This is a genomic window from Streptomyces sp. NBC_01525 (assembly GCF_045040405.1).
Classification (GTDB): Bacteria; Actinomycetota; Actinomycetes; order Streptomycetales; family Streptomycetaceae; genus Streptomyces; species Streptomyces benahoarensis.
Map to the genome: position 1 here is coordinate 5,672,460 of NZ_CP109397.1, position 17,292 is coordinate 5,689,751.

Annotated in this window: 18 protein-coding genes and 1 pseudogene; 14 read left to right on the plus strand and 5 right to left on the minus strand. The window is 71.7% G+C overall.

All coding sequences use genetic code 11. From position 1 onward, the window contains the following. Positions 1 to 302 precede the first annotated feature (302 nt). Complete coding sequence (locus OG422_RS25225; protein ID WP_143944633.1) at positions 303 to 506, minus strand: cold-shock protein; 204 nt, start codon at positions 504 to 506, stop codon at positions 303 to 305. A gap of 982 nt (positions 507 to 1,488) precedes the next feature. Between OG422_RS25225 and OG422_RS25230 the strand changes: the two genes are divergently transcribed. The 9 genes and pseudogenes from OG422_RS25230 to OG422_RS25270 all read left to right on the plus strand — a co-directional run bounded on the left by OG422_RS25230 (position 1,489) and on the right by OG422_RS25270 (position 8,837). Beyond that, positions 1,489 to 1,830 carry a MerR family transcriptional regulator gene (locus OG422_RS25230; protein WP_405745894.1) on the plus strand — a complete coding sequence of 114 codons (342 nt, stop codon included), beginning with the start codon at positions 1,489 to 1,491 and terminating at the stop codon, positions 1,828 to 1,830. A gap of 449 nt (positions 1,831 to 2,279) precedes the next feature. Beyond that, complete coding sequence (locus OG422_RS25235) at positions 2,280 to 2,534, plus strand: hypothetical protein (protein WP_405747978.1); 255 nt, start codon at positions 2,280 to 2,282, stop codon at positions 2,532 to 2,534. Beyond that, positions 2,531 to 2,911, plus strand: a complete 381-nt coding sequence (locus OG422_RS25240; protein WP_143943613.1) for a helix-turn-helix domain-containing protein — start codon at positions 2,531 to 2,533, stop codon at positions 2,909 to 2,911. Before OG422_RS25235 ends, OG422_RS25240 begins: the two co-directional genes overlap by 4 nt. 172 nt (positions 2,912 to 3,083) lie before the next feature. Beyond that, positions 3,084 to 3,605 carry a 2-oxo-4-hydroxy-4-carboxy-5-ureidoimidazoline decarboxylase gene (uraD, locus tag OG422_RS25245; RefSeq protein ID WP_143943612.1) on the plus strand — a complete coding sequence of 174 codons (522 nt, stop codon included), beginning with the start codon at positions 3,084 to 3,086 and terminating at the stop codon, positions 3,603 to 3,605. Beyond that, entirely contained in the window at positions 3,602 to 4,006 is a 405-nt protein-coding gene (uraH, locus tag OG422_RS25250) for a hydroxyisourate hydrolase (protein ID WP_143943611.1), read from the plus strand. Before uraD ends, uraH begins: the two co-directional genes overlap by 4 nt. 7 nt (positions 4,007 to 4,013) lie before the next feature. Beyond that, on the plus strand, positions 4,014 to 4,967 hold the full coding sequence (gene pucL, locus OG422_RS25255) for a factor-independent urate hydroxylase (protein ID WP_405745899.1): 954 nt from the start codon (positions 4,014 to 4,016) through the stop codon (positions 4,965 to 4,967). Positions 4,968 to 5,049: 82 nt separating this feature from the next. Continuing rightward, a pseudogene (locus OG422_RS25260) lies at positions 5,050 to 5,391 on the plus strand (solute carrier family 23 protein); the annotation flags it as partial. 152 nt (positions 5,392 to 5,543) lie between these two features. Next, positions 5,544 to 6,944, plus strand: coding sequence for an 8-oxoguanine deaminase (locus tag OG422_RS25265; RefSeq protein ID WP_405745901.1), 1,401 nt, complete (start codon positions 5,544 to 5,546; stop codon positions 6,942 to 6,944). A gap of 387 nt (positions 6,945 to 7,331) precedes the next feature. Continuing rightward, positions 7,332 to 8,837: a nucleobase:cation symporter-2 family protein gene (locus OG422_RS25270; protein WP_405745904.1), complete on the plus strand. Its 1,506-nt coding sequence runs from the start codon at positions 7,332 to 7,334 to the stop codon at positions 8,835 to 8,837. 116 nt (positions 8,838 to 8,953) lie between these two features. On the opposite strand, the gene OG422_RS25275 is transcribed toward OG422_RS25270, so the two are convergent. Further along, on the minus strand, positions 8,954 to 9,835 hold the full coding sequence (locus tag OG422_RS25275; RefSeq protein WP_405745907.1) for a chitosanase: 882 nt from the start codon (positions 9,833 to 9,835) through the stop codon (positions 8,954 to 8,956). Between the two features lie 406 nt (positions 9,836 to 10,241). Between OG422_RS25275 and OG422_RS25280 the strand changes: the two genes are divergently transcribed. The 4 genes from OG422_RS25280 to OG422_RS25295 all read left to right on the plus strand — a co-directional run bounded on the left by OG422_RS25280 (position 10,242) and on the right by OG422_RS25295 (position 13,359). Beyond that, positions 10,242 to 10,982 (plus strand): class I SAM-dependent DNA methyltransferase, encoded by a 741-nt coding sequence (locus OG422_RS25280; RefSeq protein ID WP_405745909.1) that lies wholly within the window; start codon positions 10,242 to 10,244, stop codon positions 10,980 to 10,982. Positions 10,983 to 11,050: 68 nt separating this feature from the next. Then, a complete protein-coding gene (locus OG422_RS25285) occupies positions 11,051 to 11,227 on the plus strand; it encodes a hypothetical protein (RefSeq protein ID WP_405745912.1) in 177 nt (58 codons plus the stop codon). A 189-nt stretch (positions 11,228 to 11,416) separates the two neighbouring features. Then, a complete protein-coding gene (locus tag OG422_RS25290; RefSeq protein ID WP_405745915.1) occupies positions 11,417 to 11,896 on the plus strand; it encodes a hypothetical protein in 480 nt (159 codons plus the stop codon). Beyond that, a complete protein-coding gene (locus tag OG422_RS25295) occupies positions 11,893 to 13,359 on the plus strand; it encodes a hypothetical protein (RefSeq protein WP_405745917.1) in 1,467 nt (488 codons plus the stop codon). Before OG422_RS25290 ends, OG422_RS25295 begins: the two co-directional genes overlap by 4 nt. A gap of 416 nt (positions 13,360 to 13,775) precedes the next feature. Here OG422_RS25295 and aceB read toward each other — a convergent pair whose 3' ends face one another. From aceB to OG422_RS25310, 3 genes are all read right to left on the minus strand, one after another. Then, positions 13,776 to 15,419 carry a malate synthase A gene (gene aceB, locus OG422_RS25300; protein ID WP_405745919.1) on the minus strand — a complete coding sequence of 548 codons (1,644 nt, stop codon included), beginning with the start codon at positions 15,417 to 15,419 and terminating at the stop codon, positions 13,776 to 13,778. A gap of 135 nt (positions 15,420 to 15,554) precedes the next feature. Next, on the minus strand, positions 15,555 to 16,148 hold the full coding sequence (locus tag OG422_RS25305; protein ID WP_405747979.1) for an NTP transferase domain-containing protein: 594 nt from the start codon (positions 16,146 to 16,148) through the stop codon (positions 15,555 to 15,557). 172 nt (positions 16,149 to 16,320) lie between these two features. Continuing rightward, entirely contained in the window at positions 16,321 to 16,575 is a 255-nt protein-coding gene (locus OG422_RS25310; protein ID WP_405745922.1) for a hypothetical protein, read from the minus strand. A gap of 383 nt (positions 16,576 to 16,958) precedes the next feature. Between OG422_RS25310 and OG422_RS25315 the strand changes: the two genes are divergently transcribed. Further along, entirely contained in the window at positions 16,959 to 17,243 is a 285-nt protein-coding gene (locus OG422_RS25315) for a DUF5955 family protein (RefSeq protein WP_143942725.1), read from the plus strand. Positions 17,244 to 17,292 lie beyond the last annotated feature (49 nt).

Genomic DNA, 17,292 nt, shown 5'->3' on the forward strand with positions numbered 1-17,292 from the left:
CGACGGCGCTGAGCCGTACACGGGGAATCGCCAGAACGAACCGGTAAAAAGCTGAGACGAGGCGGGGCGGAACGATATCGGCCCGGCCTTCGGGAATTGACCGGCACGGCCGTGGAGAAAAGTGATGCCGTTGCCGGATCGCGGAGCGGGGCCGGATTTCCGCCCCGCGCCACACCGCGGCCGCTTCAGAGGCGGGGAGCGGTACCGCGCGGCGGTCGTGCCCGCGTCCGGGGAAGCGCGGAAAACAGCGAGCCGGGGCTCGCACCCAAGGTGCGGGCCCCGGCTCAGTGTACGCGTAGGCGTCAGGCGGGAACGATGTTCTCGGCCTGCGGGCCCTTCTGGCCCTGTGTGACGTCGAAGGTCACCTTCTGGCCCTCCTGCAGCTCACGGAAGCCCTGGGCGGCGATGTTCGAGTAGTGGGCGAAGACGTCGGCGCCGCCGCCCTCCTGCTCGATGAAGCCGAAGCCCTTTTCCGCGTTGAACCACTTCACGGTGCCGTTGGCCATGTTTTTTCTCCTTCGGGGCAGTGCCCGGAGCCCGCACCCTGCGGACTCCGCGTCGCCGCGATGATTGCCCCGTCCGGAAAAATGACCCGGAAAATACAAAAGCGCTCCCGCCCGGTAAAGGGGCGAGCGCACTTGAAGTCTTTGGGAACCACAACTGCAACTGACTTCGACGCTAGCACGGGACCGGCGGACCTGCACAGCAACATGACTCCGCACGCTTTCCCGGCCGGGAGACCCCTACCGCGCCGTCCGACCATTTCTGCAGTTGCGGCATGAGATATTCGGGGTGTCCGCGTGCGGTAAAGCACCCGGAAATGGGGACGCCGCCGACCCGGTCCGGGGCCGGGATCCGGGGGTGCGTGCGGCCGCGCGGCCCTACGGGGCCCGGCACGGTCCGCCGGTGGGTCGGCTCCACGCTCCCCGCGTCGCCGGGCCTGCCCCCTTCCTTGCGCGCACCGGCACCCGGACCGTCCGCCCCGCCGCCCCTACGGAATACCGGGCCTGCATCGCCGATCGACGGCTGAAATCTCCATTGGGCACAGTAGACACTCTTGTTTCGTGTGCTTAGTATTTCTCTCATAGTCAACGAAATCAGTAAGGTGACCGGTGGGATGCCGGAGGCGGTCCGCGCCGGCCCGCCCCGGGGCCGTCGCGGGAGAGGGGCGCAGCAGCCCGCCGGGCCGGGCGACTCCAGGGCCACCGGCCACCACCGCACGGTGTCACCACCGAAGAGCCGTACGAAAAGAAGGCGAGGAGCAGGCGCCATCAGGATCGTCCGCATGCGGCCCGGCCTGCCCGGGCACCGCAGGGCCCGACCGGAAGACGGCCTCCGGCCACTGCCCCGCGACCCCCGCTCCCCCGCCCCTCGGGCGCGTGCACGGAGGCGGAAGGCCGGACACGTCCCGGCAGATGGCGTGGAAATCCTCGGGCCCTGGCGCGGTACGGCGTCGGGGTCCTTCAACGCGTCCCCTGAAGAGGTTCGATGACCCGAGAAAACCCCCCGCGCGCCACCGACAAATTCGATGACGACGACTACCCCGCCTACACCATGGGCCGGGCGGCGGAGATGATCGGCTCCACCCCGGCCTTTCTGCGGGCCGTCGGCGAGGCCCGCCTCATCGTCCCCCTGCGCTCGGCAGGCGGCCACCGCCGCTACTCCCGCTACCAGTTGCGCATCGCGGCCCGCGCCCGCGAACTCGTCGACCAGGGCACCCCGGTCGACGCGGCCTGCCGCATCGTCATCCTCGAAGACCAGCTCGAAGAGGCTCAGCGCCTCAACGAAGAACTCCGCCGCAACGCGGCCGAACCGGGGCGGCGGGGCTGATGCTGCTGCCCGGGAGCGCGGTGGAATGACTCAAGGGGCATCTCGATAACTTCCGCCGTCGACGGGGACGAATTCCGTTTCGGAACGAAAAGGGTGAGCCGATCCACTCGTCCCCCTTCTGCGAGCAGATCTGACGCCCAGGCGTCGCCGAGGTCGAGATTCCCAAGGGCGCCGGGCCCCATGCTCCACGGCATGCCTCTGCGTCCCTGCGGTCGCCGCAGGAGAGTCCGTTAAGGTCGTCCCGGAGCGTCTGGGGCACACCAAATGCCGCGATGGCCTTGAACGTCTACAGCCACCTCCTCCCTGAGTCGGAGGAGCGGACCGGGGCGGCGGTGGACCGGGCCTTCGGCGTCTGACGAGGAAATGTGCCCCGGATGTGCCCTCTCGGGTGGAGGGCTGAGAGTGCATACAGGTCAGAGCGATGCCATGGGGGCGCAGTGCGATTGAAGCTGGAGTTCACGACCGAACCGTTCGATCTCGACGAGGCGCCCGACCATGCGGTGGTGGCGCGGGAGGTCGTCATGGGCGCCGGGCTGGACGCCGTCGACGTCGGCCCGTTCGGCAACACCGCCGAGGGCGACGCCGGACGGGTCCTCGACGCGGTGGCCGTCCTGCTGCGCGACACCCTGGAGGCGGGCGCCACCCGCGTCTCCCTCCAGGTCAACGTGGTCGACGCCGCCGGGTCCGGGGAGGGTGTCAGGTGACGGACCCCGCGGACCACCCGTTCGTCCGGGCGGTCAAACCGCTGGTCGACGCGATGGGCGGGCAGATGGTCGCCCCCGGTCTCGCCCAGGGCGACGACGTCGTGCTCACCTGGGAGGGGGAGGAACGGGTCGCCGTGCGTCTGCCGCACCTGTCGGAATCCCTCGATCACCTGCTGGCCGAGTTGGAACGCCGCCACGGTGTGCCGCTGGCCGAACTCGACCGCAAGACCAAGCAGTCCGTCGTCCGCATCCTGGAGACCCGCGGCGCCTTCTCCGTCCGCCACGGCGTGGAGACCGTCGCCGGAGCGCTGGGTGTCAGCCGCTTCACCGTCTACAACTACCTGAACAGGGAGAACGCCGCGAAGCGGGAGGACTGAGCCCCAACGGCCGAATCACGGCGGCCGATCGGCACAAGCCGCCGTCCGGAACACCCGGGCGGCGGCTTTTCCGTTACCGACTTTTCAACAAAGTGTTGACGTGATGTTGCCGGAGGTCTTAGCTGTTCCCCAGCCGAGCAGAGTCATCAGCATCAGGCCACGGAGGCTTCCCGTGTCTTCGAGTACGACCCCGGGCCTCGCCCGGTTCAACGCGGCCGACGACGGTACGGCCCTCGCCGCACTGCACGAGGTCTGCGCCAGCCGGGCATGGGGGAGCGCACTCGCCGCCCGTCGCCCCTACGCCACCACCGACGCCCTGTACGCAGCCGGCGACGCCGCCACGGCGGAGCTGACCGCGGACGACCTGGCGGAGGCGATGGCGGGGCACCCGCCCATCGGCCGGCCGAAGCCCGGCGACCCCACCTCCTCCCGCGAGCAGAGCGGCATGGCCTCGGCCTCCGCCGCGCTCAAGGAGGAGATGCTCGCACTCAACCTCGCCTACCAGGAGAAGTTCGGGCACACCTTCCTGATCTGCGCCTCCGGGCGCACCGGGGAACAGATGCGGGACGCCGCCCGGGACCGCATCGGCAACGCGCCGGAGCGGGAACGCGAGATCGTCCGGGCGGAGCTGGGCAAGATCAACCGCATCCGTCTGCACCGTATGACGCAGACCGCCGAAGGAGACCCCGCATGAGCAGCGAGACGGCCGCACCGACGTCGGTGTCCACGCACATCCTGGACACCAGCGTGGGCCGCCCCGCGGAGGGCGTCGCCCTCACGCTCGCCGTGCGCTCCGGACGCGACGGCGACTGGCACGCACACGGCGCCTCCGCGACCGACACCGACGGACGCTGCAAGGACCTTCCGGCCCTGCCGGAAGGCACCACCCATGTACGCCTCGACTTCGCCGTCGAGGAGTACTTCGAGTCCCGCACCCGTCAGCAAGCCGAGGAACAGCAGGACGCCCCCCGCGTAAGGGACAGCGGTGCCTTCTTCCCGGAAGTGGCGATCACCTTCGCCGTTCAGCCGGGCGAGCACTACCACGTACCGCTGCTGCTCAACCCGTTCGGCTACTCCGTATACCGAGGGAGCTAGCACCGACATGACCGCCAACCGCCCTGCCCGCCCTGTGATGCTCGGCCAGAACCAGTACGGCAAAGCGGAGAACCGCGTCGTCAAGATCGTCCGGGACGGCGACACCCACCACATCAAGGACCTCAACGTCTCCGTCGCCCTCTCCGGCGACCTCGAAGAGGTCCACCTCTCCGGCTCCAACGCCCACTGCCTCCCCACCGACACCACCAAGAACACGGTGTACGCCTTCGCCAGGGAACACGGCATCGAGTCGGCGGAGCAGTTCGGCATCCACCTCGCCCGCCACTTCGTCACCAGCCAGGAACCGATCAAGCGGGCCCGCATCCGCATCGAGGAGTACGCCTGGGAGCGGATCGCCACCTCCGACGGCAACTCCCGCTTCATCGGCGCCGACGAGGTCAAGCACTCCTTCGTCCGCAAGGGCCAGGAGACCCGGCTGTCGGAGATCACCTACGACGGCGAGCGCTGGCAGGTCATCTCCGGTCTGAAGGACCTCGTCGTCATGAACTCCACCCACTCGGAGTTCCGGGGCTACATCAAGGACAAGTACACGACCCTCAAGGAGGACCACGACCGCATCCTCGCCACCGAGGTCTCCAGCCGCTGGCGGTTCAACTGGACCGACGACGACCAGCGGATGCCCCACTGGGAACGCTCCTACGCCCAGGTCAGGAAGCACATGCTGGAGGCGTTCGCGGAGACCTACAGCCTCTCGCTCCAGCAGACCCTGTACCAAATGGGGTCCCGCATCATCAACAACCGTTCCGAGATCGACGAGATCCGCTTCTCGCTCCCGAACAAGCACCACTTCAAGGTGGACCTGGAGCCGTTCGGTCTCAAGAACGAAGCCGCCGACGGCGCCGTCTACCACGCGGCGGACCGCCCGTACGGCCTGATCGAAGCCACTGTTCTGCGCGACGGTGTCGAAGCCCTGATCCCCCAGGATCTGACCAACCTCTGACGGCTTGGACGCAGCGCCGTGCCTCGCATCCCCTCCCCGCGCCCAGGGGGGAGGGGCCGCGAATCCTTGAGGGGACCCACCCATGGCACAGCTCCCGCACGACCGGCATCAACCTGCCCCATCGGTCCACCCCGTGGACGAGAAGCCGGGGCCCAAGCGGCTGATTCCCGCCGCCCTCCAGCACATCGCCGCCATGTACGCAGGCGTCGTCACCCCGCCGCTCATCATCGGCCAGGCCGTCGGTCTGGACGCCGCCGGCCGCACCCGCCTCATCGCCGCCGGTCTCCTGATCGCCGGATGCGCCACGCTCCTGCAGACCCTCGGCATCCGCAAGGCCGTCGGCAACCGCCTGCCCTTCGTCAACGCGGCCAGCTCCGCCGGGATCACCCCGATGCTCGCCATCGCGGAAACCACCGCCAAAGGGTCGCCCTGCTGCTCAACCTGTTCTTCCACCATCTCGGCACCCGGAGCACCCCACGGACGGCGGTGCTGTCAGCCGCCCCGTCCGGCTCCGGCACTCACCTTTCGTAGGGCCTTGCCGTGCCCGCGACCGCCGTACCGAAAGCAGGAGCCCCCATGGCAGCACCGGCATCCCCTGACAGCGCGACCGAGCGGTTCGTCATCGAGAACTGCGCCGTCGCGACCGTCGACTCCCACGACACCGTCCACCCCACCGGGCACCTCGTGATCGCCGGCGACACCATCGAGGCGGTGGGCGCGGGCCCGGCCCCCGAGGGCCTCGCGCACGTCACCCGCCGCATCGACGGCACCGGCCACCTGGTCACCCCCGGGCTGGTCAACACCCACCACCACTTCTACCAGTGGATCACCCGCGGCCTCGCCACCGACCACAATCTCTTCGACTGGCTGGTCGCGCTCTACCCGACGTGGGCCCGGATCGACGCGCCGATGCTGGCCGCCGCCACCCAGGGCTCCCTCGGCATGATGGTCCGCGGCGGCGTCACCACCGCCTGCGACCACCACTACGTCTTCCCCCGCGGCGCCGGCGACCTCGTCGCCGCGGAGCTGGCGGCCGCCGCCGCGATCGGCGCCCGCCTCACCCTCGCCCGCGGCTCGATGGACCGCGGTGAGAAGGACGGCGGGCTGCCCCCGGACTTCGCCGTCGAGACCACCGAAGGCGCCCTGCTCGCCACCGAGGAGGCGATCGACACCCACCACGACGCCTCCTTCGGCTCCCTGGTCCACATCGCCGCCGCCCCCTGCTCCCCCTTCTCCGTCTCCACCGAACTCCTGCGGCAGAGCGCCGAGTTGGCGCGCCGTAAGGGCGTACGGATGCACACCCACGGCTCGGAGACGGTGGAGGAGGAGACGTTCTGCCACGAGCTGTTCGGCATGGGCCCGACGGCCTACTTCGAGACCACCGGCTGGCTCGGCGACGACGTGTGGATGGCCCACTGCGTCCATATGAACGACGCCGACATCGACGCCTTCGCCCGCACCGGCACCGGCGTCGCCCACTGCCCGTCGTCCAACGCCCGCCTCGCCGCCGGGATCGCCCGCGTCCCCGACATGCTCGCCGCCGGGGTGCCCGTCGGCCTCGGCGTGGACGGCACCGCCTCCAACGAGTCCGGCGAACTCCACACCGAACTGCGCAACGCCCTGCTCATCAACCGCCTCGGCGCCCACAAGGAAGCCGCGCTCACCGCCCGCAAGGCGCTGCGGCTGGGCACCCGCGGCGGCGCCCGGGTCCTGGGCCGCGCCGCCGAACTCGGCTCGCTGGAGCCCGGCAAACTCGCCGACCTGGTCCTCTGGAAGCTGGACGGCCTCGCCCACTCCTCCATCGCCGACCCGGTCACCGCGCTGGTCTTCGGCGCGGCGGCACCGGTGACCCTCTCCCTCGTGGGCGGCCGCCCGGTCGTCGAGGACGGTCACCTCACCCGCGTCGACGAGGACGCCGTCGCCCGCGCCGCCCGTGACGAGGCGCGGCGCCTTACCCGTATCGCCGCCGGGGGCTGACCCCGCGACGCCTGAACCGTAGCGCCGCCGGGCGACCCGCGGCGCTGCCCACCGACCCGGCCGGGAGGGACGGCTCCCGGCCGGGCTCGCGGAACCCTCGTGGCGCCGCGAGCGCCGGACCCCGGGGACGCGGGGCGCACCCCGCGTCCCCGGGCCGCCGGGCCGCCGGACCACCTCGTACCGCGGCCGTGCCCGCCACGAGCACCGCACCGCCGCATCCCGCACTCCGCCCACCGGCGTTCCGTGTCGCACCGCCCACCCGCGCGGTCGTTCGCACCCCCCACCGCGCCCGCACCCGACGCGCGCGCACCACCCGCACCACTCCCTCCGTGACAGCAAAGCGCCGCTCCCCGAAGGAGCCGCGCGGAAAACGACAGGAGGCCCGCAGTGGCCGCAACGCGGACGCCGGAGACGGACCGGAGCACCCATCCGGTCGACGAACTCCTCCCGCCCTTCACGATGTTCACCAGCGGTCTGCAACACGTGGCCGCCATGTACGCGGGGGTGGTCGCCCCGCCGATGATCGTGGGCCCGGCCTGCGGACTGAGCCCCACAGAGACGTCGTTCCTGGTGGGCTCCAGCCTCTTCACCGCGGGCCTCGCCACGCTCCTGCAGACCCTCGGCTTCTGGAAGATCGGCGCCAGGCTGCCCTTCGTCAACGGGGTGTCGTTCGCCGGGGTCACCCCGATGGTCGCCATCGGCAAGGCCCAGGGGCCGGAGCACGCGCTGCCGGTCATCTTCGGCGCGATCATCGTCGCCGGGGTGCTGGGCTTCTTCCTCGCCCCCTACTTCTCCAGGCTGGTCCGCTTCTTCCCGCCGGTGGTCACCGGCACCGTCATCACCCTCATCGGCGTCTCCCTGCTGCCGGTCGCCTTCAACTGGTCGCAGGGCGGCGAGGCGTCGTCCCCCGACCACGGTTCGCTCACCCAAATCGCGATGGCGGCGGCGACGTTCGTGAGCGTGCTGGTGCTGCGGCGGGTGCTGCACGGCTTCCTGCGGCAGATCTCCATCCTGCTCGGGCTGCTCGCCGGGACGCTGCTGGCGATCCCCGTCGGCCTCACCGACTTCTCCGCGCTCGGCGACGCCGCCCCGCTCGGCTTCCCGACGCCGTTCCACTTCGGCGCACCGCAGTTCAACGCCGCCGCCCTCGTCTCGATGTGCATCGTGATGCTGGTCTGCATGACCGAGTCGACGGCCGACATGCTCGCCCTCGGCCGGATCGTCGGCCGCCCCGCCGACGAGCGGACCATCGAGGGCGGACTGCGCGCCGACACCCTCGGCACCGCCCTCAGCCCGCTCTTCAACTCCTTCGCCACCAGCGCCTTCGCCCAGAACATCGGGCTGGTGGCGATGACGAAGGTACGCAGCCGCTTCGTGGTGGCGACCAGCGGCGCGATCCTGCTGCTCCTCGGGCTGTGCCCGGTGGCCGCCTCGGTGATCTCGCTGGTGCCGCTGCCGGTGCTGGGCGGCGCGGGCATCGTGCTGTTCGGCTCGGTCGCCGCCAGCGGCATCCAGACGCTCGCGACGGCGGCGCTGGAGAAGGGCGAGAACGCGCTGATCGTCGCCGCCGCCGTCGGCATCGGCCTGATCCCCATCGCCGCGCCGGACTTCTACCACGCCTTCCCCAAGGACCTGCTGGTCGTCCTGGACTCCGGCATCAGCACCGGTGCCCTGATCGCCATCGTGCTCAATCTGGCCTTCAACCATCTCGGGGGCCGGTCGGCGGCCACCGGGCATACGGAGGACGAGGCCGGAGGCGGCGAGCCCTCGCCGCCCGGCCCGGCGGACGCCCCGGACGCCACGGCCCCGCCGGCCGCCGCCCCGACCGTCCCGCCGCAGCCCGCCCGCCGCTCGGCCGACGACGCACCCCGGCTGCCCGGCCAGAGCCGCTGAACGCACCGGCGGCCCGCGGCCGAACGCACCGGCGGCCCGCGACGGACACGGCCGAGACCGTTTCCGCCGCGGGCCGCCGCCCGCTTCCCCTCGGGGTTTCCCCCTCCCGCACCGGCTCAGCCGATGTGGAAGCCCTCGCCGTAGACCTTCCACTTCAACGGCGTGTGCAGATCGAGATTGCCGTCCTTGAGGAAGACCCGCTGCGCGGTGTCGACGCGGCTGGTGTCGCTGTGCGCCTCCTCCTGCTGCATCGCCCACACCCGGGCGTCCAGGAACGCGTTGAGGTACTTCGTCTCGTCGCCGCCCTGCGACGGCGGCTTCGCCTTCTTCAGCGCCCGCTTGCGGATACCGGAGAAGCTGGTCGCGTCGTCACCGTCGCCGTGCATGACGATCGCGTCGTAGTACGCGAACTGCCCCAGCACACCGAGCTTGTCGGCCTTGCCCTGCTTGACCGCCGGGTTGAAGTACACCCGGTCCCGCTCGTCGTTCTGTGCCTTCTGGAAGTCGGGGTCCTGCGCCGCCTTCTTCCAGTCCTTGGCGTACGTGGGGTCGAGCCCCTCGTGCGAATCGGAACCGTCGACCTTGCGCAGCGCGGGCAGGTACTTCGCCAGGACGTTGTCCGGCTTGCGCTTGGTGTACAGCTCGACGAGTTCCAGCATGTCGTGGGTGCCGGAGCAGAAGCCGATGATGCCGCCGGTGTAGCCCCGTCCGTCACCGATGTCCTCGATGTACTTGTACTGGTCCTTCCAGTTCAGCGAAGAGTTCTCCGCACTGGAGACCAGCTTCATCGCGATCTCCTTCTTCGCCGGGTCGTCGAGCCCGGACGCCGCGCGCGAGGGGTGAGCGGAGTGCGGGGCCGAGTGCGGGGCGGACTCCGACGTGCCGCCCTGGATGGCCGTTGCCGCGACTGCGGTCGCGGGAACGGCGAGTAGTGCCACGCCGAGGACGACGCGGGTGGATATTTTGGTCACACGTGACCCTATCGATCGGGAGCGCATTCGATCCTCCGATTCCGGAGTGAGCTGTGGGGGGTTCCCCAATCGTTAGGAAGCTTTCCTACCAGGCTTGAGGGGTGGCGTATACCCGTCGTGCACAACTGTTCGCACGGCGATTCCCTTACAAGTAAAGGGAGTTGTGGGGTATTGGCCGTGGGGCGGGGGAGGCCGGGCGCCGCGTGGATCAGCCGCCCGGGAAGGCGTCCGCCCAGGGCTCCGGGACGGCTCCGCACCCCGCCCCGCGAAGTGCCCCGCCCCGCGAAGTGCCGCACGCCGCGATGCCCCGGGTGAGGGCCGAGCCGGACGTGCCCTGAAAGGTGTGTACCGGCCCGCCCTGGAACCGTGGAAGCGGAGCCGGTGGAAGGTAAATGCGTCGACAGCGCCCTCGGCGCCGGGCACAGTGGCCGCCGTGACGAGCAGTGAGCTGTGGACCCGTGCGACCGCCGACCGCTACGACGCCGAGGAGACCGAGATGTCCTCGGTCGCCGTCCTCGCACCGACCCTCGCCTTCCTCGCCGAACTCGCCGGAGACGGCCGGGCACTGGAGTTCGCCATCGGAACCGGACGAGTGGGCGTCCCGCTCCGGGAACGCGGCGTGCCGGTGGTGGGCATCGAACTGTCCGCGCACATGGCGGCGGTCCTGCGGCGCAAGACCGACGAGGACACGCTCCCGGTGGTCATCGGAGACATGGCCACCACCGTCGTCCCCGGCGAGTTCACCCTGGTCTATCTCGTCTACAACACCATCACGAACCTGCTCTCGCAGGACGAGCAGGTCGAGTGCTTCCGCAACGCCGCACGTCATCTGGCACCCGGCGGCCGATTCGTCATCGAGCTGGGCGTGCCGCCGCTGCGGTTCCTGCCGCCCGGCCAGGTCGCGGTGCCGTTCGACGTCTCCGAGCAGCATCTCGGCTTCGACACCTTCGACCTGGTCGAGCAGATTCTCGTCTCGCACCACTTCACCCGCGACGGCGACGACGGCCGCTACCGCCGCGGCAACTCCCGCCACCGGTACGCCTGGCCGGCGGAGCTTGACCTGATGGCACGGATCGCCGGGCTCGAACGGGAACGCCGCATCGCGGACTGGGACGGGGCGCCGTTCACCCAGGACTCCGCGAAGCACATCTCCGTGTGGCGCAAGCCGACCTGAGGGGCGGCCATCGGGCCGTCAACGTAAGCGTGCTGCCGTGGAACTCGCAGGCGGGGGAACCAGTGCAGGTGGGCGAACGCGCGCTCCGCAACCCGGCGTTGGGGGCCGAGCCCGGAGCCACGCCCGGTTCCCCGGCAGGCGATCAGCGGCTTCCCGCCGAGATCCTGGACGAGGCGGCGGTACGTGTCGTGGTCGTCGCCCCGGTCGGCCGGCAGCGCGGCCGGGCGGCGTCGCTGATCAGGTGATGATCTGCTGCCCGTTCTGCCCCGGCCGGCGGCCCGGCGTCAACGGTGCGCCAAGGGGCGGCCGGTGCGCGTTCGGAGGCTGTTAAGGGGCCCCGGCACCCCTCGTGCCCGGTGGTGGACTGCGGGGGACCGAGGGAGCCGGTGCCGTGATCCGACGGGGGCGGCCGATGTCTGCCACGAAGGACGCGTATGCCGCCGGAGCACGAAAAGGCGCCTCAATCCGCGGTACCGGGGCCCGCCGGTGGCTACCGGAACGCCCCGGTCTCCGCCCCGGCCCCGGGCCTGACGCCGCCCGGACCCGTCACCACGCCGGACGGCTCGGGGCTGCTGGCGGTCGACTTCACCGCACTGCTCGCCGCGATCAAGGCCGCCGAGTCCGCCGCCGGGGAGGCGCAGCGGGCCGCGGCACAGGCGGACGACGCCACGGCCCGGTCGGGGCCCGCGCCCTGGGGCGACGACCCGGGGCTGGGCCAGGCATTCGGCGACGCCTTCGCCGGTCCCCGCGCCGATCTCGTCCGGACGGCCCATCAACTGCACCTCGTACTACGGCAGTTGGCAGATGATCTGGCAGCGACGCGCGGCGCGTTCGCCCACGCCGAGGGCACGGCGCTGGAGGCCGTCACGGTCCTGGGGCGCCGCCTCGCCGACCTGGGCGGCGCGGCATCGTGATCGACGCACACCACATACCGCCGGACCTGCAGAACCTCCTCCTGGTGGTCGTCGGCAACAAATGGCCCACCGGCGACGAGACGGCCCTCCGCGCCGAGGCCGCCGCATGGCGCGAGGTGGCCGACGCGCTCGACGAGTGCGTCCGGGACGTGACCGAGGCGTGGCGCGCCGTGGACGCCGGGCTGGAGGGCGCGACCCGCGCGGGCGTCGACGCGTTCCTCGCCACGCTGATCGGGCGGCCGGGCGCCGAGGACGGTGCGGTGCTGCCGACGGCGAGCCGCTGCTGCGGGAGCGCGGCCGATGCGCTGGATGCCCTGGCGAACGAGGTCGAGACGCTGCGCATCGAGATCCTCGGCGCGCTGATCGTGCTCGCCGTCCAGCTGATGGTGGACGCGGTGGCGTTCCTCTTCGGCGGCGCCGAGGCCGCCGCCGTCGAGATCGCCGCCGCGCGGGTGCTCTGCCTGGCCTTCCTGCGCCAGGCGGCCGTACGGGTACTGACCCGGGTCGCCGAATCGGTGCTGGCGCAGGAGGGGTTCGCGCTGCTGGCCCAGGTCACCGAGCTGGCGCAGGGGCACCGCGGCACGCTGGACGGACAGCAGCTCACGGTGGCCGCGGTCAACGGAGCGATCGGCGGCGCGGTGGGCTTCGGCACGGGCCTGGCCGGAGGCGCCCTCGGACACGGACTGGGCAAGGGCCTCCGTACGGCCGGGCTGGGACCCGCCGTGCGCGGCGCCGCCGACGTGGTCCGGCAGGGCGGATACGGGGCGGTGGCCGGCATGGCGGAAGGCGCCGCGCAGGACGCCGCGTTCGGCCTGTCCGGCGACTGGGTCTCCGGCGCGGCCAACGGGGCGTTCAACGGGGCCTGGGGCGCCCGGCACACCGGGATGAACCCGAAGAACCTCGGATCCCTCTCCCCTGCCGATCACCTGGAGGGTGCTGTGGAGGGGTTGCTGCGGCCGCCGTCGGAGGGTACGAGAGGGCCGTCGCCGTTGCCCGAGGCGCCGCCGTCGCCGGGGCTTCCGGCTCCGTCGGGAGCGACGCCCGAGCGGATGCCCTCGTCCGGGCTGCCGTCCCCTTCCGGGGCGACGTCCTCGCTCGCCCCGTCGTCTTCCGCCGATACCTCGTTGGATGCCCCGGCCTCCCTTCACGGCGACGAGTTCACCGGTCCGGGGGAGAGCCATGACGAACCCACCGGCCTGGAGGGCCCCGAGGTATGGCAGGACGGTGAGTTCGTGCCCGTAGCGCCCCATGAGGAAGGGCCCGGACCGATGGCCTCGTTCGCGCCGGAGCCGAACCCCTGGACCGGCCTGTCCCCGGACGGGCACGGCGACAGCCCCTCCGGCTCACCGGCCCCGAGCCTCGTGAGCGCCCCGGATCAGGACCCCGGGAACGCCTCACCCCCAGGCCCCGGCGGCTTCGTCGGGCCGTACGGAAACCCCTGGGCCGACGGCGAGCCGGGCTGACCGGGCCGAAGGCGCGCGGAGCCGCTGCAATCCGATATGATCATGGTGCAACTTCGCCCCCGGGAACGGCGGGTGGAGCGTTGCGTCTGTGGTCCAAGGAAAGATGCCCACCAACCGGTGGGAGATGCAGGTGCAAGGCCTGCCGGGCGCTCTGGACAAGGTCCCTTCCTCATGCGAGGAGGGGACCTTTTTCGTGGGACCCGGCGCCGGGCGGTCGTACCGGGACGCCGCCACAACGGAGGCGGCGACACCGGTGGACCCCGGACTCCCACGACGAACGGGCTCGGCGGCACCCGGCACCCGGCACCAGGACCGACCCCACTCCTCGTACGGCGCGGCCATCGTCGGACCGGCGGCGAGGGCGGGCCCCGCCGCCGCGGCCGTGGCCCCGCCGTCCGCCGGTGCGGGCGCCGCTCTCAGCCCTCCAGCAGCGCGTACGCCGGAAGGGTCAGGAAGTCGGCGTAATCGGCGTCGAGGGAGACCTGGAGCAGCAGGTCGTGGGCCTGCTGCCAGCGGCCGGAGGTGAACGCCTCCTCGCCGGCCTCGGCGCGGATGTCGGCCAGCGCGGTGGCGGCGACGGTACGCACCAGATCGGCGGTGACCTTCTCGCCCGCGTGGTCGCCGTCCTCGAAGACGACGCCCGCGTCGACCCACTGCCAGATCTGCGAGCGGGAGATCTCCGCGGTGGCGGCGTCCTCCATCAGGCCGAAGATGGTGACGGCGCCCAGGCCCCGTAGCCACGCCTCGATGTACCGGGTGCCGACCTGCACGGCGTCGACGAGGCCCTGGTACGTGGGCCTGGCCTCCAGGGAATCGATGGCGATCAGGTCGGCCGCCTTGACGTCGACGTCCTCGCGCAGCCGCTCCTTCTGGTGCGGCCGGTCGCCGAGGACCGCGTCGAAGGAGGCCCGGGCGATCGGCACGAGGTCGGGGTGGGCGACCCAGGAACCGTCGAACCCGTCCCCGGCCTCGCGGTCCTTGTCGTTCGCCACCTTGGCCAGCGCCTTCTCGTTGGCCTCCGGGTCATGGCGGTTGGGGATGAACGCGGCCATCCCGCCGATGGCGTGCGCACCGCGCTTGTGGCAGGTACGGACGAGGAGTTCGGTGTACGCGCGCATGAACGGCGCGGTCATCGTCACCGCGTTACGGTCCGGCAGCACGAACTTGGCGCCGCCGTCACGGAAGTTCTTGATGAGGGAGAAGAGGTAGTCCCAGCGGCCGGCGTTCAGGCCCGAGGCGTGGTCGCGCAGCTCGTAGAGGATCTCCTCCATCTCGTACGCGGCGGTGATCGTCTCGATGAGGACCGTGGCGCGCACGGTGCCCTGAGGGATGCCGACGTAGTCCTGCGCGAAGACGAAGATGTCGTTCCAGAGGCGGGCCTCCAGGTGCGACTCGGTCTTGGGCAGGTAGAAGTACGGGCCCTTGCCGAGGTCCAGGAGGCGCCGGGCGTTGCGGAAGAAGTACAGGCCGAAGTCGACCAGCGCACCGGGGACAGGCTTGCCGTCGACCGTCAGGTGCCGCTCGTCGAGGTGCCAGCCGCGCGGCCGCATGACGACGGTCGCCAGCTCCTCCGCGGGCCTCAGGGCGTACGACCTGCCCGAGCGCGGGTCGGTGAAGTCGATGCGGCGCTCGTAGGCGTCGGTGAGGTTGAGCTGGCCGGTGATGACGTTCTCCCAGGTGGGAGCGGAGGCGTCCTCGAAGTCGGCGAGCCAGACCTTGGCGCCGGAGTTCAGCGCGTTGATCGTCATCTTGCGGTCGGTCGGGCCGGTGATCTCCACCCGGCGGTCGTGGAGCGCGGCGGGCGGCGCGGCGACCTGCCAGGTGTCGTCCGCGCGGAGGTGTGCGGTCTCGGGCAGGAAGTCCAGGGTGCTGGTCCGGGCGATGTCGGCGCGGCGCTCGGCGCGCCGGGCGAGCAGTTCGTCGCGGCGCGGGGTGAACCGGTGGTGCAGCTCGGCCAGGAAGGCGAGCGCGGCGTCGGTGAGGACCTCGTCCTGGCGCGCGGGGGCGTGGGCGGGGTCGACGTCGGCGAGGGCCAGTGGGGACGGCGCTGGTGCGGACATGAGCGGTCACTCCATTCGGCGGCGGTGCCGAGCGGCCGCCGAGGCCCGTACGGCACGGGGTGCCGCAGGGTCGGACGTACGGTCGCGGGCGCCGTTCGGATTCAGGGCGCTTCTGGCCAGTGGATACTAGTTTCCTTATCGCGGAAGTTCAATCGTGAGCAGGCGCAGATCCTCCGGGGTGTCGATGTCGTACGCCGCGGCGATGTCCGCGCACTCGACGAGGGTCAGTTCGGTGCCGTGGTGGCGCAGGTAGTCGCGGGCGCCGCGGTCGCCTCCGGCGGTCGCCGCGATCTCCGTCCAACGATCCGCACCGAAGAGCGCCGGATGCCCGCGGCGCCCCTCGTACGCGGCCGCCGCCAGGGCTCCCGGGCCGTCGTACGCCGCCGCCACCCGCGCCACCGCCTCCGGCCCGATGCCCGGCTGGTCCACCAGGGCGACGAGCACCGCACCGGCCCCCGAACCGGCGAGTGCGGCCAGGCCCGTCCGCAGGGAGGAGCCCATCCCGGAGGCCCAGTCGGGGTTGGTGTGCACGGTGCAGCCGGAGAGGTCGGCGCGGGCCCGCACCTCGGGCGCCGCGGCGCCCAGGACGAGGTGGACGGGGCCGCAGCCGCCCTCCCGCAGCACCCGCGCCGCATGCTCCACCAGCGGTCGGCCGCGGAACTCCAGCAACGCCTTGGGCCGCCCGCCCAGCCGCCGCCCGCCCCCGGCGGCGAGCAGGAGCCCCGCCACTTCCCCCGGGCGGGGCGGGCGCCCTGAGTGCGGTGCCGGGGCGGACGGGCGTGGTGTCGATGTCATGGGGGAGTGCATACCCCATGCCGCCATCCCCCGGGGCCGGGCGCCGCCCCACCGGTGTCGCACCGGTCCGTAGCCCCCCGACGGCGCCCGCCCCGACCCGCGGACGTCAGCCCGCGTCCCCCGCCGTACGCGGACGGGGGATCCACGGTCGCAGGGTGCCGCGGATACGGTGCGTACGCTGCTCCGCGAGGCGGCGCTCGGTGACGTACCGGTGTATGTGCTCGACGGTGATCTCCGAGGCGTCCGCGAGTCCGTAGGCGCGGCAGATGAGTTGCACCACGCTGGTGTGGCGCCGGTCGGGGGCCGCGTCGTGGCCGTGCTCCGGATCGGGGTCGCTGTACGGGTCGCGTTGAGAGTCCATCGCGTTCTCCGATTCTGGGATATACCGGATATGCCCGGAAGGATGCTGCTCCGTCCAGGCGCCCCGTACGCCTGTCCCGACGGACGCTCACGCGGAAGGTGGGGCGGGGGAGCAGATGTGCGGAGGAATGGCACCGCCCCCTACGGGGAAGGCTGGACGGCTCTCCGGGGCGCACTGCGCGGGACGTGCGCCGTGCGCGACGGCGCGCGGCGGGAAAGGCCGGACGCGGTCACGCCCCGCCGAACAGGCGTAGCAGATCGCGTCCCGCATATGGCGCATCCGCCGCACCGTGGCGTTAACTGTCCCGCATTGTCGAACGCTCAACTTCCCTGGAGGACGCCGTCGTCGTGGAGCAGAGGCAAGGGGGGTGCGGATGTCCCGGCGTGGCCGGGGTCGATCCGCGGAGGTACGAACTGCGCACCGCGGTGGCCCGGCTCCGCCGCGAACTGGCCCTGTTGCCTTACGAGTTACCGGATCGTGCGGTGGCCGACGACGAGCTGGCCGCCCTGGACGCGATGGTCCGCGAAGGGCTGCCCGAGGTGCCCCGGCTGCGCCGTTCGCTGCTGCTGATCGCCGGTGCCGTGGGGTCCGTCAGCGCCCTGTCGCCCGCGTTGGCCGATGTCCGTGAGGGCGTCGAGCGGTTCGGCGGGCCACCGGGGCGCGGCTGAGGCGCCGACCCCGGGCAGGGCCGCTCGCCCTGGAAGACGGCCGGCCCCG